16 protein-coding genes and 1 riboswitch are annotated in these 19,849 nt (G+C 48.7%); of the genes, 10 read left to right on the top strand and 6 right to left on the bottom strand.

All coding sequences use genetic code 11. From position 1 onward, the window contains the following. The first annotated feature begins 60 nt into the window (after window positions 1-60). The 8 genes from B7991_RS07025 (at window position 61) to B7991_RS06990 (ending at window position 8,158) form a co-directional block, all read left to right on the top strand. Window positions 61-1,023 (top strand): ABC transporter permease, encoded by a 963-nt coding sequence (locus B7991_RS07025; RefSeq protein WP_088630192.1) that lies wholly within the window; start codon window positions 61-63, stop codon window positions 1,021-1,023. Further along, window positions 1,017-1,820: an ABC transporter ATP-binding protein gene (locus B7991_RS07020; protein WP_088630191.1), complete on the top strand. Its 804-nt coding sequence runs from the start codon at window positions 1,017-1,019 to the stop codon at window positions 1,818-1,820. Before B7991_RS07025 ends, B7991_RS07020 begins: the two co-directional genes overlap by 7 nt. A gap of 79 nt (window positions 1,821-1,899) precedes the next feature. Then, a complete protein-coding gene (locus tag B7991_RS07015) occupies window positions 1,900-3,111 on the top strand; it encodes a MalY/PatB family protein (protein ID WP_088630190.1) in 1,212 nt (403 codons plus the stop codon). A 143-nt stretch (window positions 3,112-3,254) separates the two neighbouring features. Further along, on the top strand, window positions 3,255-4,199 hold the full coding sequence (locus B7991_RS07010) for a LysR family transcriptional regulator (RefSeq protein ID WP_088630189.1): 945 nt from the start codon (window positions 3,255-3,257) through the stop codon (window positions 4,197-4,199). A gap of 211 nt (window positions 4,200-4,410) precedes the next feature. After that, a complete protein-coding gene (locus B7991_RS07005; RefSeq protein WP_073423787.1) occupies window positions 4,411-4,839 on the top strand; it encodes a DUF4418 family protein in 429 nt (142 codons plus the stop codon). Beyond that, window positions 4,820-6,010, top strand: coding sequence for an ABC transporter permease (locus tag B7991_RS07000; RefSeq protein ID WP_088630188.1), 1,191 nt, complete (start codon window positions 4,820-4,822; stop codon window positions 6,008-6,010). The genes B7991_RS07005 and B7991_RS07000 overlap by 20 nt, the downstream gene beginning before the upstream one ends. After that, window positions 6,010-6,693 (top strand): ABC transporter ATP-binding protein, encoded by a 684-nt coding sequence (locus B7991_RS06995; protein WP_085491318.1) that lies wholly within the window; start codon window positions 6,010-6,012, stop codon window positions 6,691-6,693. The genes B7991_RS07000 and B7991_RS06995 overlap by 1 nt, the downstream gene beginning before the upstream one ends. Window positions 6,694-6,763: 70 nt before the next feature. Then, the gene (locus B7991_RS06990; protein WP_088630187.1) at window positions 6,764-8,158 is read left to right on the top strand and encodes a sodium:solute symporter; all 1,395 of its coding nucleotides are present in this window, start codon (window positions 6,764-6,766) and stop codon (window positions 8,156-8,158) included. 247 nt (window positions 8,159-8,405) lie between these two features. On the opposite strand, the gene B7991_RS06985 is transcribed toward B7991_RS06990, so the two are convergent. Next, window positions 8,406-10,463 (bottom strand): glutamine synthetase III, encoded by a 2,058-nt coding sequence (locus B7991_RS06985; RefSeq protein WP_176421778.1) that lies wholly within the window; start codon window positions 10,461-10,463, stop codon window positions 8,406-8,408. Window positions 10,464-10,821: 358 nt separating this feature from the next. Between B7991_RS06985 and B7991_RS06980 the strand changes: the two genes are divergently transcribed. Next, complete coding sequence (locus B7991_RS06980) at window positions 10,822-11,961, top strand: sigma-54-dependent Fis family transcriptional regulator (protein WP_088630185.1); 1,140 nt, start codon at window positions 10,822-10,824, stop codon at window positions 11,959-11,961. 42 nt (window positions 11,962-12,003) lie between these two features. On the opposite strand, the gene B7991_RS06975 is transcribed toward B7991_RS06980, so the two are convergent. The 5 genes from B7991_RS06975 to B7991_RS06955 form a co-directional block, all read right to left on the bottom strand. Continuing rightward, the gene (locus B7991_RS06975; protein ID WP_176421776.1) at window positions 12,004-13,251 is read right to left on the bottom strand and encodes a hypothetical protein; all 1,248 of its coding nucleotides are present in this window, start codon (window positions 13,249-13,251) and stop codon (window positions 12,004-12,006) included. A gap of 71 nt (window positions 13,252-13,322) precedes the next feature. Continuing rightward, on the bottom strand, window positions 13,323-15,362 hold the full coding sequence (locus B7991_RS06970; RefSeq protein WP_176421775.1) for a TonB-dependent receptor: 2,040 nt from the start codon (window positions 15,360-15,362) through the stop codon (window positions 13,323-13,325). A 65-nt stretch (window positions 15,363-15,427) separates the two neighbouring features. Next, a riboswitch (cobalamin riboswitch) is annotated at window positions 15,428-15,638 on the bottom strand. 76 nt (window positions 15,639-15,714) lie between these two features. Further along, window positions 15,715-16,677, bottom strand: a complete 963-nt coding sequence (locus B7991_RS06965; protein ID WP_088630183.1) for a DMT family transporter — start codon at window positions 16,675-16,677, stop codon at window positions 15,715-15,717. A 70-nt stretch (window positions 16,678-16,747) separates the two neighbouring features. Next, window positions 16,748-17,056: a hypothetical protein gene (locus B7991_RS06960; protein WP_088630182.1), complete on the bottom strand. Its 309-nt coding sequence runs from the start codon at window positions 17,054-17,056 to the stop codon at window positions 16,748-16,750. Window positions 17,057-17,085: 29 nt separating this feature from the next. Next, window positions 17,086-18,198, bottom strand: coding sequence for a radical SAM protein (locus B7991_RS06955; protein WP_088630181.1), 1,113 nt, complete (start codon window positions 18,196-18,198; stop codon window positions 17,086-17,088). 250 nt (window positions 18,199-18,448) lie between these two features. Here B7991_RS06955 and B7991_RS06950 point away from each other — a divergent pair, with 250 nt between their 5' ends. After that, on the top strand, window positions 18,449-19,726 hold the full coding sequence (locus B7991_RS06950; protein ID WP_176421774.1) for an O-acetylhomoserine aminocarboxypropyltransferase/cysteine synthase family protein: 1,278 nt from the start codon (window positions 18,449-18,451) through the stop codon (window positions 19,724-19,726). Window positions 19,727-19,849 lie beyond the last annotated feature (123 nt).

The following is a 19,849-nucleotide window of genomic DNA, read 5'->3' as shown; positions in this document are numbered from 1 at the left end:
TGTACAAGCTCCTTCCCGTGACCTCACAAGGGGAGGAGCTTTTTTATTCAAGGAGTTTAAATGAAGAATAAACTAATAAACACATTAAGAAGATTTTTACCCTTTTTAGGTGTTATTGTCGCACTTGTCATCCACTTGCTTATTGAAGACAGCGACGAACACCCAGAAGCTGAAGAAGCTTACTACACCTGGATTTTGTATTTCTTTTTGGCCACTACATTCATCCTCGGCATCGTCTCCACCTTTGTCAAAAAATTGAAGAAAGGCCTGGAATATTCCGGTGCGTTTTGGGGAGGCGTCGGAATCGTCGTCGCCATCATTGACATTGTCATCGGAAAGCTCGCCCTCTTCCCCGTCTTGTTTTTCCCGAAATACGACAACATTCTCGCCCAGTTTTTCGAAGGCTACGAAATCATCCTCAAGTGCATTTGGCACTCGACAAAACTTTTAGTCACAGGATTCCTCTACGGTGCCGGATTCGGCTTTGTCACGGGCGTTCTCCTCGGATTCAACAAAAAGTTCAATTACTGGATCAACCCTTACATCAAGCTGATCGGCCCGATTCCCGCAACAATTTGGATTCCGATTTCGCTGACGATTTTTCCAACTACTTTTGGCGCAAGCGTTTTCATCATCGCGCTTTCCGTCTGGTTCTCGGTCGCACTCATGACGAGTTCCGCCATACAGGCAGTCCCGAAAGCTTACTTTGAAGTTTCACGCACGCTCGGTGCAAGCAGTGCATTCCAGATTTTCAGAGTCGGCATTCCGGCCGCCATGCCCTCCATTTTCCTTGGCGTATTCTACGGCATCATCAGTGCATTTTTGGCACTCATGACCGCAGAAATGTTCGGTGTCAAATACGGTATCGGCTGGTACATTTCCTGGCAAAAGGCCATGCTCGTCTACAGTGGCGTTTACGCAGGAATCATTGTCATCGCAGTCTACTGCATGCTCATCCTCACCTTGCTCTTTAAATTGCGCGATAAAATCTTGAATTGGCAAAAGGGAACTTTGAAATGGTAGCAGAAAATATCGAAAACGTAAAAGGCGCAATCCACATTGATAATCTTGTAAAGACATTTATCAGTAACGAAGGCGATACCGTCGCCGCCTTGAATGGAGTCAACCTCGACATTCCCGCCGGCAGTTTTGTGAGCCTTATCGGTCCATCCGGCTGCGGAAAGACAACGCTCTTGAGGCAAATCGCAGGACTTGCCGAACCCACTTCGGGTGGCGTATTTGTCGATGGCAAAAAAATTACGAAGCCCGGTGCCGATCGCGGTTTTGCATTCCAGCAAGCAACACTTTTCCCATGGCTCAACATCCGCGACAACATTTCGCTTGGGCTCAGGGCCCGCCACGTGTACAAGGAACACAAGCAAGACGTTGACGAATTCATCGAAACGGTCGGGCTCAAGGGATTCGAAAAATCATACCCGCACGAACTTTCCGGCGGCATGAATCAGCGAGCAAGCCTTGCAAGAGCGCTTGTCGGCCACCCGGATATTCTCCTTTTGGACGAGCCCCTTGGTGCACTGGACGCTTTCACGCGCATGGCAATGCAAGACGAAATCCACCGCCTTTGGGAAAAGTACAAGACCACGATGGTGATGGTCACGCACGATGTTGACGAAGCGCTTTACCTCAGCAACTACGTTGTCGTGATGAAGGCCCGCCCCTCAAAAATCGAGCAGGTCATCAAAATCGAACTCCCGTTCCCGCGCGCACGAACACAGGACACGTTCATCCAATACCGCAAAAAGATTCTCGAACTGCTAAACTTTGCAGGAAAGATTCAGGAACCGGAATACTACTTGTAGCTATAGTCAAAATCTATAAAAGGTGCTAGAAATATAATATTGGACAATAGCATTATTTCCTTCTATATTAAGTGCCGCTATGTCAGAAATTAAAGAACGAAATTTAGACTTTGATACCGTTATTGAGCGTCGCCATACCAACTCTATCAAATACGATTTTGCTATTGAACGCCGTGTTGTAAAGCCAGGTGAAGATCCTTACAGTCTTCTCCCGCTTTGGGTTGCCGACATGGATTTCAAGACATCTTCGTTTATTCAAGATGAGTTGACCCGCGTTGCCGAATATGGAATCTTCGGGTACAGCGAACCCAAAGAAGACTACTACGAAGTTGTCAAAAATTTCTACCGCCGCCGACACCACTATGATATAGAAGACCGCAAATCGATTATCAAGATTCCCGGTGTGATGTTCGCGCTTGGCATGGCAATAAAAGCATTCACAAATGTTGGCGATGGAGTACTTATCCAGCAGCCGGTCTACATGCACTTTGTTGACGTCATCGAAGACAACGAACGCAAAGTTGTCAGTAACGATCTTATTTACGGAGAAGACGGTCGCTATCACATTGACTTTGAAGATTTCGAAAAGAAAATCGTCGAAAACAATATCAAGCTCTTTTTGCTTTGCAGCCCGCACAATCCCGTTTGCCGCGTCTGGACTCGCGAAGAACTTACACGCCTCGGAGAGATTTGCCTCAAGCATAATGTAATCGTCGTGAGCGATGAAATCCACAGCGATTTCGTCTTTGAAGGTACGCACACCGTATTCGCCTCCATAAGCGAAGAACTGGCCAACAAATCCATCATCGTCACGGCGCCAACAAAAACATTCAACTTGGCAGGCATCCAAATCGCACACGCCTTCATAAAGAATCCATCAATCCGTCGCGCGTTCCGCAAGCAAATCTTTGCCACCGGTTATAGCCAAGTCAGCATCCAGGGAATCGTCTCGACGCAAGCCGCCTACAGCAAAGGTGAAGTCTGGCTCGATGCCCTCCTCAAGTACATCAAAGGCAACATTGAATTTACAGACAAATTTATTAAAGAAAATCTGAAAGGCGTCAAGCTTACGCCAATGGAAGCGACTTACCTCGCATGGATAGACTTCAACGGGACAGGACTTTCGCCAGACGAAATCCAAGATCGCGTCCGCAACAAGGCGCGACTGTGGCTCAACAACGGGATCTTTTTCGGGAACAACGGAGAAGGATTCCAGCGGCTTAACCTTGCTTGTCCACGAAGTATCCTGGTCGAGGCACTCGATAGACTAAAAGTTGCGTTCAATACATAGGCTACGCACATCGAGAAGCTCCCAGGAAGCCTAGAATCCACCTGGGGGTTTCTTCTTTTTTTAATATTCCTACAATACGTATAGGATTCTTCTATTAAATTTCTTATATTTACCACGTAACTATAAAGGGATATAAACAGAACATGACACTACAACAATTACGTTACGCCATCGGGATTGCAAAAGCAGGCTCCTTCAACAAGGCCGCCGAATCCTTGTTCATATCCCAACCGTCTCTCACGACAGCCATCCGCGAGCTCGAAGATGAAATCGGCATCACCGTTTTCAACCGCACAAGCCGAGGCATCACGCTCACGCCCGAAGGCGAAGAATTCATCGCCCGCGCGAACGAGCTCTACAACCATTACGAGTCTGTTCTCGAACGCTACAGCAAGGAAGAACAGAAGAAGAAGCGTTTCGCCGTTTCGACACAGCACTATTCCTTCGCCGTCAAGTCCTTCGTGAACATGGCCAAAAAGTTCAACATCGATGATTACGAATTCGCCATCCGCGAAACAAAGACCAAAGAAGTCATCGATGACGTGACGAGCCTCCGCAGTGAAATCGGCATCATCTACTTGAGCGATTTCAACCGCAAGTACATCACGTATTTGCTCAAGGAACACGATCTCGTTTTCCAAAAGCTGATTGATTGCAAGGCTTACGCCTACATGTGGAAAAACAATCCACTCGCCAAAAAGCCTTACGTGAACCTTGAAGACCTTTCGGATTACCCGTGCCTTTCTTTTGAACAGGGCGAAAGCGGTAACTATTACTTCGCCGAAGAAATCTTGAGTACAAACGAGTACCACAAAACCATTAAGGCAAACGACCGCGCCACAATGCTCAACTTGATGGTGGGTCTCAACGGTTACACGCTTTGCTCCGGCATCATTAGCGAAGAAATCAACGGTTCCGATTACGTCGCCGTGCCGTTCAAGGACGCGAAAGGCGAAGACGACCGTTCAATGGAAATCGGCTACATCACCAAAAAGAACTTTATGCTCAGCACCATCTGCCGCATCTACATCCGCGAGATGGAAGAATACCTCAAGGCATACACCGCCGAGCACAATCCAAACGCCTAATCAAAGCGTACAAACTCATTGCACCACGCCCATCATCCCCGATGGGCGTTTTTACGTTTTTGTCATGCCCGCCACCGAGCGGGCATCACCACACACGTCTTGTTATAGCAAGAACCTATAAAACACGCTAAAAATAAAGTATTGGACAAACTCATATTCGCCTTCTATATTTGGCATCGAACAAAAACAAAAAGTCATCTAGGAGGTCATTATGAAACAAGGTATTTTATTCGGCGCAACAGCAATTGCATTTGGCGTTCTCGTTTCGCTACTTTCATTTGTTCTGCTTCCATTTTGCTCGGGTCATGGAGACATGATCATGCGCTGCCAAAAGACCTCTAGTGTTGACGGAATTATCGGCATTGTCATCGCGATTTTTGGCATTGCCTATATCGCGATCCCGAAAGCACAAAAAGCATTATCGGCAGCAGTGATTGCAGGCGGAGTTTTCACAGCCCTTGTACCCGCCGTGATTGTAGGCGTTTGCGCAGCACCCCACATGCATTGTCATTCCATTTCTTCCCCGGTTTTGCAAATCACAGGAATCGTCATTGCGCTCGTTGGAATCGCCAACAGCATTTACTTATTGAATCGCAGTATAACGCGACAGGAGACTTTAAATGAATCAAATCATACTTAGAATTATTTATACAAACTTTTGGCGTCATCCGTTCCGAAGCATTGGACTTGTCATCTTAACCGCAGTCGCTTCGGCAACACTTTTATCAAGCGCTCTTTTTTCTGAAAGCCTTGACGCAGGCCTGGAGCAGCTCTCATCGCGCATGGGCGCAGACTTGCTCATCGTCCCATACGGCAGCGAAGCAAAAGACCAGCCAGTTCTCTTGCAAGGAGAATTAAGCCATCGCACGCTCCCCCGAGAAATTCTCGAATTCACCCGAAAAACTCCTGGAATCAAAATTGCCACATCGCAATTTTATTTTTCCACGCTCGGATCTAGCTGCTGCGATAAAAAAGTCAACATCATCGGTTTCGATTCCAAGACCGATTTTACCATCAAGCCGTGGATTCGCAAAACATACAAGAAAGACTTTCCCATTGGTTCTGTAATCGCGGGTAGCGACATTCAAGTCGATGAATCCGGGAAAATCAAGTTCTTCGATCAGGAATTTACTGTCGTAGCACACCTAGAACGCATGGGTAATAAGCTTGACCAAGCCATTTTTGCCGATGTCGGGACCATCGAAATCTTGCAGAAAGCAGCGAAAGAAAAAGGTATCAACTTCATTTCCGAAGGCGAACCTTCCGCGATTCTTGCGAATCTCGAAAAAGGCGCAGACTTTGAAAAAATATCGCAGACGCTTCACGAGAAATTCGACAACATCCACGTGATTCCGCGCAAGGATTTATTCGATAACGTCATCGCTACGGCAGGTTCTTTCAAGATTATCGTATGGGTTATCGCCGTATTTTTCTTGATTGTCTCCATCGCCGCCGTTTCAATAGCCTTCTCAATTTCTGCAAACGAGCGCAAGCGCGAATTTGCAACACTCCGCGTCATCGGTTTCACGCAAAAGAGATTGGAACACATCGTTCTTGGCGAATCATTGCTCGCAACCATCATCGGCACTGTCGTAGGCGCGTTCATCAGCGTATTTGCAACGCTCTCGTTCCGCGTGTTCATTATCGACAATTTGTCCGTACCATTCTTGCTTCCGAGCGCACTAACCATTTTTGCGATCATCATCGCCGCAATACTCATCCCCACAATCACAGGCACAGGAGCCGCCTATCGAATAGCTAAACAAGTTGGCCGTCTAGATGTTTACTCGGCTTTAAAGGAGGAAACTTAATGATACTCAATGGTAACAACATTACAAAAGAATATACCCGACGCGGTGAAAAGTTCCCTGCCGTCAACAACGCCGATTTCTTCGCCTGGTCAGGCGATTACACGGTCATCTTCGGAGAATCCGGAAGTGGCAAGAGCACGCTTTTGAACGCCCTCGCAGGCATCAGTGCACCAACATCTGGCAGCATCGCCATTGACGGACAACCGCTTTACACTTTGAATGACGAAGATCGTTCAAAATTGCGCAACGAGCGCATCGGCTACATCCCGCAAAACGCCGCCTGCTTGCCTGCATTCACCGTGACCGAGAACATCGAACTTGCCGCAAGCCTTTACAAGCGACGCATCGACAAGGAGCAAATCCAGAGCCTTCTCAAAAAGCTCGGCATCGCTCATCTAGCAAACGAATACCCCGCCAACTTATCGGGTGGAGAATTGCGCCGAGTCGCCATCGCACGTGCTCTTGTCAACAATCCCGATTTGATTATCGCCGATGAACCGACAAGCAATCTCGACGAAGACAACAGCCGCAAGGTTTTCAGCCTTTTCGGAAGGCTTGCAAAATCAGGCGCAGCCGTCATTGTCGCCACGCACGACCGATCGGCATTTGGCTACAGCAATCGCACGTACCACATGAAATCGGGAACACTCATCCCCGACATCGGAGAATACGGCAATCTCTAAAATTTCTAATTTTACAACGTCGTAAACCTGTCATGCCCGATTTAATCGGGCATCGCCTTTTCATGTCGATATGAAACTATTACTCATTTACTTCTTTGTTCTCGGTTTCATCTGCATTCGAGACTTGTTTAAAGTCAAGAATTTTGACGACTACGTTGTTGCAGGTCGCAAGCAAAGCTCCCCACTCGTATTCATGAGCCTCATGGCAACCGTCCTTGGGGCATCTGCAACGGTGGGCATTGCCGCACGTGCCGAGAGCATCGGTTTTGCCGCCTTTTGGTGGCTCGCCGTTGGAGCGATTGGGTTCTGGTTTCAAGCCGCATTTTTGAGCAAGCCTGTCCACGATCTTGACGTGCGCACGCTTCCCGAAATTGCAGAAAAGACCGTCGGGAAAACAGGGCGAAAGCTAGTCGCTTTAATCATTGCCGTTTCGTGGATTGGAATTATCGCTGCACAATTTGCAGCCGTCGCAGGATTTATCGGGCTTGTGCTTGGTCACGATGCAGGGACGCAATCCGTATTGATTACCGCCGTGATTGTCATTGTCTACACGCTATTGGGCGGGCAGCTTTCTGTTGTCCGCACAGACGCTTTGCAATTTGGAATTTTGACGCTCGGATTTTTTGCAGCTGCCGTTTATCTGTTCGGCGGATTCTCGGGAATCGAAAACGCCGCGCATTCCGCAAGTTTCGCCGCCAGCAGTTCGACCGTCAATAGCGCGGGACTCGCGACTTTCGGCAGCTTCAATCTCTTGAATGAAAAATTCGGCGCCAGCGATTTAGCCATTATGCTATTCACTATCGGCGGCGCTTATTTCCTTGGCCCCGACGTGATTTCCAGAAATCTCGTCGCCAAAGACGCCACATCGGCACGCAAAGCTGTTGTCGCCGGCAGTTTTGCCATTCTCGCCTTTAGCGTGATTATCGTTTTACTCGGCATGTGGGCCGCCACTTACGCCCCAGCTACAGCAGGCTCCGCCACGAATCCGCTGTTTCGCCTCGCCTCCGGCGTGCTCCCGCTCCCGCTTGCCGCCCTCCTTTCCGTTGGGCTTTTGTCGGCACTCCTTTCGTCGGCAGATACATGCCTTATCAATTCCGCCGCCATTTTCGGGAGCGACATTCTGAACACGCGCCGCATTTCTGTTGTGCGCATTTCAGTCGTTGTCATCGGCATTATCGCCACCTATCTTGCACTCCAAGGGAAAGACATCATCGGGCTTTTGACAATGGCCTACTCCGTTTACACGCCAGGCATCGTTGCCCCACTCGCAGTCGCCATTATTGCGCACAAAGAGTTCAAAGTCAAGAAAACGCTCTGGTACGCAGGCGTGATTATCGGCGGGCTCTTCGGGCTCATCCCCGCAATTCTCGCCTCCACAGCAAAAATGCAAAGCCCCGCTTACTTGCCGCTTGTCGGGATTGCGATATCGCTTGTGTTCGCGCTAGCGAGCTTAAAGAAGAAATAATGGATCCGTCACGTCTCCGCCGTTCAGGATGACGAAGCGCGGCATTTTCTATCAAAATAATTATAGGGAGATGCCCGCTCAAGGCGGGCATGACATAGAAAAAAGTCGCGAGGCATAAAACCCGCGACTTTTTTCAATTTCATTCAAGCCATTAGCCAACAACCATCGACCAATGACTATTGACTACTGACTAATAAATAAATGTGCATATAGGCTTCCCACCTTCGACGGGAAGCCATGCTTTTCATTAGTAAATGAAAAGCATCTCGCGATACTTCGGCAGCGGCCAAAGTTCGTTCGGCACAATCTTTTCAAGGCCGTCCACTTCCTTGCGGAGAGCGGCAATCGCATCGACAATGCCTTCGTGGAGTCCACCGAGCGCCTTTTCCATGACGTCAATTGCGGCGAGCAAGCGGTTCATGCCTTCGCCGAGCGACTTGGCGTAACCGTCAAGACCTGGGAAGCCCTGGTTGAGAGCCATTTCGTTTGTCTTGAGCGCCTTAGAGTAAGCTTCGACAACGGCAGGCAAAATGATATTCTTCGCCATGTCGCGGGCGATTTCGCCTTCGATATGGATGCGCTTGTGGTAATCTTCCACATTCACTTCGTAACGGGAAACCATTTCGGCACGGTTCATCACGCCATACTTTTCGAAGAGCGCAATGTTTTCATCCTTCGTCAAAGCCTTGAGCGCTTCCATAGAAGTGCGGATGTTCGGGAGACCACGCTTTTCAGCTTCCTTCACCCATTCTTCAGTGTAGCCGTTGCCATTGTAAAGAATGCGCTTGTGTTCCTTCACGATCTTTTGCAAAATCTTTTGCAAGCCCGTGTGGAAATTCTTGTCATCAAGCTTTTCGAGCTGTTCAGAGATCATGTCGAATGCTTCGGCGACAATCGTATTGAGGACAACGTTCGGTTCAGAGCAGCTCTGGCTAGAGCCCGGTGCACGGAATTCAAACTTGTTGCCCGTAAATGCAAACGGCGAAGTTCTGTTGCGGTCCGTAGCGTCACGCGGGAGCGGCGGGAGCGTATCGGAACCAAGTTTCATGGCACCAGCTTGCTTGCTGGACTTCGGCACGCCTTGTTCGAGCTGTTCAATCACATCCATGAGCTGATCGCCGAGGTAAATGGAGATGATTGCCGGAGGAGCTTCGTGAGCGCCAAGACGGTGGTCGTTACCTGCACCTGCGCAAGTCATGCGGAGCAAATCAGCATGCGTATCGACAGCGTACATGATGGCGCAAATGGCAGTGAGGAACACGGCATTCTGGTGCGGGTCCTTGCCCGGATTGAGCAAGTTGCCCTTGCCGTAAGAAAGACTCCAGTTGTTATGCTTGCCAGAACCGTTCACACCTGCAAACGGTTTTTCGTGCAACAGGCAAACGAGACCGTAGCGGTCCGCCACATTACGGAGCGTTTCCATCACAAGCATGTTGTGGTCGCAAGCAAGGTTCACTTCTTCAAAGAGCGGAGCAAGTTCGAACTGGGCCGGAGCCACTTCGTTATGGCGGGTCTTTGCCGGGATACCAAGCTTCCACAGTTCCTTTTCCACATCGTTCATAAAGTTCAAGATGCGGCTCGGGATGCTGCCAAAGTAATGGTCATTCATTTGTTGGTGCTTTGCAGGAGTAGCACCGAAAATCGTGCGACCGGCCTGATACAGGTCCGGGCGTTGCAGATAAAATCTCTTGTCGATGAGGAAGTATTCTTGTTCGGCGCCGAGCGTAACTGTTGTCTTTTTCGGACCAGCCTTAAAGCAAGTCATCAAGCGGCGAGTCGACTTGGAAAGAGCTTGCAAGCTGCGGAGGAGTGGAGTCTTCTTGTCGAGAGCTTCACCCGTGTAGCTGCAGAACGCGGTCGGGATGCAGAGTGTTGCACCATTGCCGTGACGCTTGATGAACGCCGGAGAAGTCGGGTCCCACGCGGTATAGCCGCGAGCCTCGAACGTAGAACGCAAACCACCACTCGGGAAGCTCGAAGCGTCCGGTTCGCCCACAATCAAATTCTTACCGCTGAAAGCCATAATGGCCTTGCCACCAGACGGTTCAATAAAGCTGTCGTGCTTTTCGGCCGTCGATCCCGTCAAAGGCTGGAACCAATGCGTAAAGTGCGTTGCGCCGCGATCCATTGCCCAGCGCTTCATCGCGTGAGCGACATCGCCAGCGATGCTCGGATCAAGAGCCACGCCCTCGTCGATCGTTGCGAGCAATTTTTCGCAAATATCCTTCGGGAGGTAGGTGCGCATGGCATCGGCATTGAAAACGTCTTCGCCATAGAAATCGACATTCGCCGGAGCGGCAGGCATCACAGCGCTCACCGGAGCAGTTGCGATATCGTAGATGGCCTTATTACGACTATTGTTCATTTTTTACCCTTAATGTCTTCTCCGTCTTGTCATCCCGGACTTGTTCCGGGATCACCATTTCAGAGATTTTTAATTAACAGACTTAAAACTAGCAATGCTTTTACCCCTTTGCACCGTACAAAATCGCCTATTTTCGCCCTACTTCATTACATTTTTGTAAAATTATATCACTTTATTACATTTTTGTAATATAAGAACGTAAATTATTACTATATTAAACACGTTCATCTCTCCTAGAGCTGCGTCGGGTCGCCTAAAAACGGCCCGATGCAGCAACAGAGATTCCCCGAAAAGCAAAATGGATATCGAAGCTCTTGAAAACACGACTTTCGCGGCCATAGTCGAGAAAATCCAAAAGGTTCGCAAGCGTGGCGAGCTTTTAGAGAGCATTCACGGGATTTTAAAAAAGAACTTTGAATCCGTCGAAATCCAGCACCAAATCGAATGCCAGAAAATCCGCAACGTCATTGAAGGCATTCCAGGCGAACTCATCGGGAACACGCGCGAAATGCGCGAAGTGAGCAAGCTCGTCCGCCAAATCGCCCCCACCGCCGCAACAGTCCTTATCCGCGGCAAGGCAGGCACCGGCAAAGAATACGTTGCCCGCAGCATTCACGAGCTTTCGGAACGCAAAAATTCCCCGTTCGTAGCGCTCAACTGCGATGCCCTCACCGAGGGTGCGAACTCTTTTGAAAGCGAACTTTTCGGTTTTGAACGCGGAGCATTCACAGGCGCCACCAACCGCCACATCGGCAAGGCAGAACAAGCAAACGGCGGCACGCTCTTTCTAGACGAAGTTGCCGACTTGCCGCTCCCCGCGCAAATCAAGCTTCTGCAATTTATTCAGGAACAAAGTTTCAAGCGTCTCGGCAGCAACATCGAGCAGCGCTGTAACGTGCGTCTCATCGCGAGCACCGGCAAGAATCTCGAAGCCATGATGCAACACGGCACGTTCCGCGAAGACCTTTATTACCGCCTGAACATTTTCCAGATTTCGCTCCCCGAACTCATCCAGCGCAAGACGGACATTTTACTTTTAGCGGACCATTTCATCGAAAAGATGAATTACAAATATGGCAAGAAAATTTTGCGCTTAAGCTCACCCGCCATCGACATGCTCATGAGCTACCATTGGCCCGGTAACGTACGCGAACTCGAAAACTGCATCGAACACGCATGCCTTGCGACAACAGACGTCTGTATCAACGCCTACGATTTGCCGCCCACGCTGCAAACAGACGTCACATCAGGAACGTCCGTACTCCCCGAAGGCAACAGCCCTCTTGCCACGCTGATGGACAGCTACGAGCGCGAAATTCTGAGCGAAGCGCTCCGCCGTCATGACGGCAACATGAGCGCCGCCGGGCGCGACCTTTCCGTAAGCCCGCGCATGATGCTATACAAAATAAGGCGGCTAGGAATAGCCGCCTCGAATTAAGCAAATTGTCACCCCGACCATTGCGCCGGGGGCAGTAACACACTATCTCACAACAGTGATGCTATTCACCGGAAGAACATCCTTCGGCGACTTGAGCTTGCTCACCTTATCGTTTTTGTACACGTAAACGCCAGCATTCTCGCCACGTTCACCAATGTAAAGCGTTCCCGTAGCATTGTCAAAGAAGAGCGAGCCTTCAACATCGCTTATACCAGAAACCGTCTTGACCGACTTTTTAGAAAGGTCAATCTTAAAAAGCGGCACATTTCCATTATAGTCTTTATAAGCAGTACCATAAGCATAGCCCTCAGCATCTACAACAAAGGAAACAAGACCCGAACTAAGAGTGCCGAATTTTTCGCCATCAATAAGAACGGACGACTTTTTCTTAGCCACGTCAACGACTTCAATACCGAAGACGTCGGATTCACCACTATAATCACCAGTAGACCCAACATAAAGCATACCATTGGCAAAGCCCATAGCAGCCGGATTCTTCTTTGCAAGTCTGATCGTATCGAGGAATTCACCATCATCAAGATTGTACATTGCGATGAGGCCCGGCACATCGTAAGAAGTAACCCAGCCTTCAGAAACATAGCGCTGGAACATAGCAAACAAGGTATCGTTTCTGACTTCAAAATCAGCCAAATGCGGAGCATGGCCCTCCGTGTGCACAAGATTTTCAGTCTTAACAGTCTTTGTGACCTTACCATCCTTTATAGCAACTTTCACAAACTTGGCAGCGTCCTTCAAAGCAACCCAGACTTCCTTATCATTTGCCTTGACGACATCGCTCGGATTCGTGCCATCGCCCAACTTGACCTGCCACTTAGGCTTATTTTTCGCAGGATCCACCAACGCAAGGGCGCCCTTGCCACTTTCTACAACAAAGATGTTACCATCAACGCCAACAATCTTGGTATCCTGAGAGAACTGAAGAGTGTCGTCAGAGATCTTACCATCCTTAACCCAACGGAGTTCACCAGCCGGGCTTGTCCAATCACTGAAGTACACATAGACAGAGCCTTCATCTGCACTTGAAGAAGAAGACGTTTCCTTACTGGAAGAAGACTTCGCAGAGCTTGAAGAAGATTTTACAGAGCTAGAAGAGGACTTGCCCTTGCTAGAGGAGGATTTAGCCTTGCTGGAAGAAGATTTCGCTTTATCCACGCTTGACGAGCTAACGAGATCGATTTCGTCATCTTCAGCGGAAGTGGCGTTATCCGAGCAAGCCTGCATATAGAATGCAAAGGACGATGCCATAAGAAGAGAGAGGATTTTTTTCATGGTTGTTCCTTTTTATGTTTTTCGCAGACGATGTGGATTACATGTTTTGCAAGCCCCATTCTGCGCGGGGTTTAAAACCCCTGTGTTAATGTTAATTTGTATTCTCGCCCAGGAGTTGGGAATGGAATATAGGGGTTTCTATACTTTTCATCCGTTAAATTTCGAAGAGCGAAAATAAGTCTAGTTTTAACAAATGGAGACCACCCAAGCGAAACATGATGCAAATCCACAGCAGGTTCCACAACACGATTCGCACGGTCTTCAAAAATTTTGGTACGATATTCCGAAACCCAGGTCAAATCAAGATGATACGGTAAATCGAATCGTGCTTCGGCATAATATGAACGCGCCGGTTCATTCGGAATTTTCTTCCCATTATAATAGTTTTCATTGCTTCGATCTTCCGCATTCTGGAACGTTGCACGCAAAATCACAGAAAGCCAATTTTTGGGTTTACTTTCCAATTCGGCCTCAAGCCCTCGAATATGGGATTTTCCAATATTTTTCGGTTTTACAAAGCCAGCATTCATTAACCAAAATATTCCATTATCCACTCGCGTTTCAAAATACGTTGCACGAATAGCAGTATTGCTTTTGGGAACCATGTAATAGCCCCCCACTTCAAAACGCAGCGCAGATTCATCAAGAAGATCTGGATTCGAAAGCATTCCAGGATAAACGCCATATAGTTCCATCAACTGCGGCGTACGTACAAAACGTCCAAAGCTCAAGCTAAAGCCATACAGAGAACTAGGGGCATCATAACGCACAAAGCCACGCCCAGACCACGAAATATCACGATCTTTCGCCGTATTCAACGTCAACGATGTCGTCGGCTGTACGAATTTTCCACCATAAAGATCATCCTTGACAATCAAAGCCGATGTTTCGCCACCAACAGAAAGATTCTTGATTAATTCATAAAACACATCAGCAGAAGCATTAGTAGAAACACGAGAAAGGTTCCATTTGGGCATCGTTCCGCGTTTCTCATAATAGGAGGCATCCATCGACAATCTCAAATTCGCTTCCAAGCGGTCGCCCGAATAGTTCGCAACAACCTCAGGAACAAGGCTATACCCTGCCGCGCCATATTCCTGCAATCCAGAAGACGGATACCCGATATGATCCAGCGGGTAATATGAATGCGACGTAGCCTTTTCAAACTTTCCCGTCAATGAAAATTCAAGCCATAGCCAGCCCAGCAACTGAGGCAATTCCGCACGATAAGCCATCTGTACAAAATCACCCTTGTAACCCGCGACACTCGTCTGATAATCGTCGTGCCCTGGATTTCCACCATCCGAACGGCTAAAGTTAAGATTCAAAGTCGAAAAAACGCCATTTGCATGCAAAACGCGAGCCTTGAAGAGTCCCGAGTATTCTGTGAACTCGGCATTCCGGCGCGTGTCCGTAAAATCGTCATCATGATTATACGGAGTTCCATTATTGCTCTCAAATTCGTAATCGTTGTCGCTATGGCGTACCGACAAAGATGCACTCACCGAGGCGCTATCCGTCAAGCGAGAAAGCAACTGCGTCGAAGCCTCCCACGTGTTGTGGCTACCATAGCTCAAAAGTACACGACCCGACTTTTTATCTTCCGGCTTGAGCACAGCTTCGGCAGGCTTCGAACCTTTCGTGACAAAGTTAATGGCGCCACCAATACCGCGACCGCCAAACTTCGCCGGTACGCGATCCTTGTAGACTTCAATCTTTTCAATCTGGTTCAAGTCAATCGAGCCAAAATCAACCGCACCGCCCGAGGCATCGTTCAGCGGAATGCCGTCCATGCAAACGACAATGTTTTTTGCCGAAACACCGCGAATGCTCACGGTCTGGAAACTCCCGACACCACCCTGACGCGTGTATTGCACGCCCGGCAAAGAAGCCAAGACTTCAGCCGCCGAAAGCGAACGGCCTTCCCACGCTTCAGGCAAAACTTCGGCATAACTCGAAGACGCCTGCAAAGGCTTTTCAACACTCGTCGTCTCGTAAACAGAGGACTCGCCCAAATCTTGAATAAACTCTTCGGAAAAACTAGAAACGCTCACAAGCAGTACGGCCGCGCACACGCGAACGCCCAAGAGACTGCGACTGCATGCAGTCAAACACCCACGCAAACGCGTGGTTATGCAAAGCGATGTCTTTCGCACCGTTTAACAACCCGTGGCGCAAAGCGCCCGTTGTGCCTTACAGTTCTTCTGACTCGGGGATCACTCTACTTCCAGCCCCTTCACACCCACCTTGCGGCAAGCATTGGTTTATGCTGGTTTCGTCCTCCCTTACAGCGGCGAGACCGCTCCCGGCTTTCACAGGATTCTCTTATATCGAATCTTTGGCGATACGATACAGCGTTTTACCGCATAAGGCATTACCTATGAAAAATATAGTAAACAATTCGAGGCGTTGTCATCCCCCGTAATGCACGTCACCGAACGGGCATCTCCCTTTCATGAAATCTTACTTCCGCGGTTTCCACTCCGCAAGGACCATGCCAGCAACAATGGCGACAGCACCCGCGATTGCGACCGACGTGATACGTTCCCCAAGAGCAATGACAGCCGTAATAATCGTCACCAGCGGAATTGCGTATATATAATTGCTCGCGAGCACCGTTCCAATTTGCTTCAGCACCATATTCCATATCAGGTACCCAAACAATGACGAGAACACCGTAAGGCAAAGGAAGTTGAGAGACACCACCGGTTCTGCAAAGTTCTGCCACGGGACTCCGAGGAAATGCCCAGCGCCGGCCTCGTTTGGAGCAAAAGCCGTTTCGCCAAGCATAATGATTATTGACGAGAGCGCGCCATAGAAAAACATCTTTCGCGTGATAAACAACGTAGAATATTTTCCGTTGAGGGGCCGGACAATCAAGGAATAAATCGTCCACATGCATGCCGAACTGAACGCAAGCAAATCGCCCACCGGCGAAAGTTTTAGAATAAACTTTCCATTCAGCACCACAAGCACCATGCCGATAAACGTAATCACACACCCGAGAATCTGTCGCTTACAAAGGCGTTCGCTTTTGTAAATGAGCCCGCCAAAAATCATCGTCAAAAGCGGATTCGTACAGACAATCAGCGAGACATTGCTCGATGGAGAAATCGAGAGCGCCGTATTCTCCGCCCAAAAGTAAAGTGTGCAACCCGTGAGTCCACACAAGCACAGAATCAGCCCGTGCTTCCAGTTTTCGCAACGGAATTGTTTATGCGTCATCGCAAGCAGCAGCAAGTACGTCACCGTAAAGCGCAACGTAAAAATCTGAACCGCCGAAAAACCGTGATTCAAAAGCACCTTCGTGCTCACAAAACTCGTGCCCCAAAATGCAATCGTCCCAATCGCAAGGGCATGCCAAAGCGCAAGGCCGCGCGAGGCATTTGCAGAAGATTCAAAAGCTTTAATCGGAGCCGGTTTCATCACCGCCAAAGATAAAAAAAAATCAGCCCACAAAAATATGGACTGATTTTGTTCATTAAGGAAGAAAAACTTACTTAGCCTTCTTAGCGAGTCTTTCACCAGCTCTAAGATTCGTAGCGACAATCTTTTTAAGTTCAGCGGCGCCCTTTTCGAATCTTTCACCACCATTCCAGCCACGCGGGAACTTCTTCATAGAAGTTTTGAGCTCGGTCAATTGCTTGATCATATCATCGACAACGAGGTCACCGGCTTCGCCGCCCCATCTACGAACCTTGGCAGGCTTCGTAGCCACAACAGCCTTCTTCACTTCAGTAGCCTTGACGGTCTTCTTGGCAACAACGGTTTTCTTTGTAGCGACAGCTTTCTTTGCAGTAGCCATTTTTTTACTCCTTGGTTATTTGTTATGTGTTAAAAAAGTTCTCCGAGTTCTTGTCTTTTAGCCAAGGCCTCGTCGCAAATCGCAGCCAAAATGCGTTCGTGCGTACACACCTCAGGCGAAACCTTGTAAACAGAGCCCGTCGTATAAAAAGCATTGCAACCACACTCATGCGCAGAGCACCTGTATCGAATGGCGCACCCATCGCATTCTGGCTTATCGTGTTTCAGATAATTGCGCAGATCCTTTGCAACAGCCCCGTTAAACAGCTTGTTTTTACTATCAAAAACAGAACCTAGCTTATATTTTGCATCTTCGGCGCTAGTGATAAAGCGGCTGCACGGGAACACTTGCCCATTTGCCGAAATTCCAAGGCCGCCTTTAAAAATAAAGCAGGAATATTCCTTTTGCCTCACGTCCAGCAATCTAAAGGAGATTTTATCCTGAATCGTGCCCAAATAAAAATCTTTTTCTTGCTTTCTGTACTTGAGCCACAAAAGCGCCATTTTTTGGTATTCATACGCAAGGGCGTCAAAATCCTCGCCCGTCCACTTGCCATCGAAATCAACAGCAGTCGTCACGCTTTTAAAGCCCTGGTCAAAAAGCCACTCCACAGCACGGCTAAGACCACGCACATGTTTGCGCGTCACCACCGAAATCACAGAAGTACGCATCTGCGTAAGGAATGGAATATTCGGCGAAATCAGCTTGAAACAGCCCTTGCCATCCACGGTGCGCCTTGAAATATTGTGTTTCCTTTCAGGGCCATCCAAAGAAAGGAATATCTTGAAATTTTCCTTTTTCAGGAACTTGCAAATTTCATCGGTCAACAGCGTTCCATTTGTATTGACATGGAAGCCATACTGGAAATCTTCGGGGAATCTGCTACGATTCTCTTTTACAAACTTTTTAACAAAGCGCACCGACCAGCGGATTGCATCCATGCGCAAAAGGGGTTCGCCCCCAAAAAAGGTTATATTAAAAAAGCTCTGCTTTTGATCAATCGTTCTTTCAAGCGCCAAACGCAGTGACGCTTCTAGAATTTCGTCACTCATATCTATCTTGCGATCGATCTGACTATCCTTATAATAGCAATAACTACAACGAAGGTTGCACCGTTCTGTTAAGCTCAACAATAAATTCATACCAAAAATTTATAATAAAATTATATCAACAATATAATACAATTAAATTCACAAAAATGTAAAATTAATTTATTACATATAGCGCAAAAAACAACGAAGATATAGTTTAAAACTATTGCTAATTATAATTTTTCCCTAATTTCGACTATACTTTCCAGCTTTCATCCATTTTCGAAAATCTTTTCACTAGACCGAGCTATAGAAACTAACTATATTGCAGACCATAAAAAATTTATAAAGGATTCTAAAAATGTCTAAAATCGAAACTCTTTGCATTCAGGGCGGTTGGCAGCCGAAAAACGGCGAACCGCGCGTTCTCCCCATCTACCAGAGCACCACGTTCAAGTACGAAACGACCAATGACATGGCCGACTTGTTCGACCTGAAGGCATCCGGCTACTTCTACACCCGTCTGCAGAACCCGACCAACGACGCCGTCGCCAACAAGATCGCCGCTCTCGAAGGTGGTGTGGCTGCTATGCTCACGAGTTCCGGTCAGGCAGCAAACTTCTACGCCGTTTTCAACATCTGCGAATCCGGCGACCACTTCATCAGCACTTCCGCTATTTATGGCGGTACGAGCAACCTCTTCTCCGTCACCATGAAGAAGCTCGGCATCGAATGCACATTCGTTGACCAGGACGCCTCTGACGAAGAAATCGAAAAGGCTTTCCGCCCGAACACCAAGTGCGTCTTCGGCGAAACCGTCGCAAACCCGGCTGGCAAGGTCTTGGACCTCAAGCGCTTTGCTGATCTCGCCCACAAGCACGGCGTTCCGATGATTGTCGACAACACCTTCCCGACCCCGATTCTCTGCCGTCCGATTGAATTCGGCGTTGACATCGTGACCCACTCCACGACCAAGTACATGGATGGCCACGCTATGGCAGTCGGTGGCTGCATCGTTGACAGCGGCAACTTCGACTGGGAAGCAAACCACGACCGTTTCAAGGGCCTCACCGAACCGGATCCGAGCTACCACGGCCTCGCCTATACGAAGGCTTTCGGCAAGGGTGCTTACATCACGAAGGCAACCGCACAGCTCATGCGCGACTTCGGTTCTATCCAGTCTCCGCAGAATGCGTTCCTCCTGAACGTCGGTCTTGAAACCTTGCACCTCCGCATGCCGCGCCACTGCGAAAACGCTCTCGCCTGCGCCAAGTTCCTCAAGAACCACCCGAAGGTCGCTTGGGTCAACTACGCCGGCCTCGAAGGCGACAAGTACTATGAACTTTCCCAGAAGCAGTTCAAGGGCGGCCTCCCGTGCGGCGTTCTCACGTTCGGCATCAAGGGCGGTCGTGAAAAGTCCATCCAGTTCATGGATAGCCTCAAGATGATCTGCATCGTGACCCACGTGGCCGACGCCCGCAGCTGCGTGCTGCACCCGGCAAGCCACACGCACCGTCAGCTCAGCGACGAACAGCTCATCGAAGCAGGCGTTGCACCGGACTTGATCCGCTTCAGCGTCGGTATCGAAAATGTCGAAGACATTATCGCCGACCTCACGCAGGCACTTGAAAAAGTGTAATCTGCAACTGAGAAATCTGCGATTTCACAAGTAAATTCTGCACGGCACCGTAAAAACGGTGCCGTATTTTTTTGACATTTAGTCACCATTTTTATATAGCCACGCCCTGCGTATATGCCTATA

The organism is Fibrobacter sp. UWB3, from assembly GCF_002210405.1.
GTDB lineage: Bacteria > Fibrobacterota > Fibrobacteria > Fibrobacterales > Fibrobacteraceae > Fibrobacter.
Note: the sequence above shows the minus strand (reverse complement) of the source record. Positions and strands in the feature narration are given on the sequence as shown.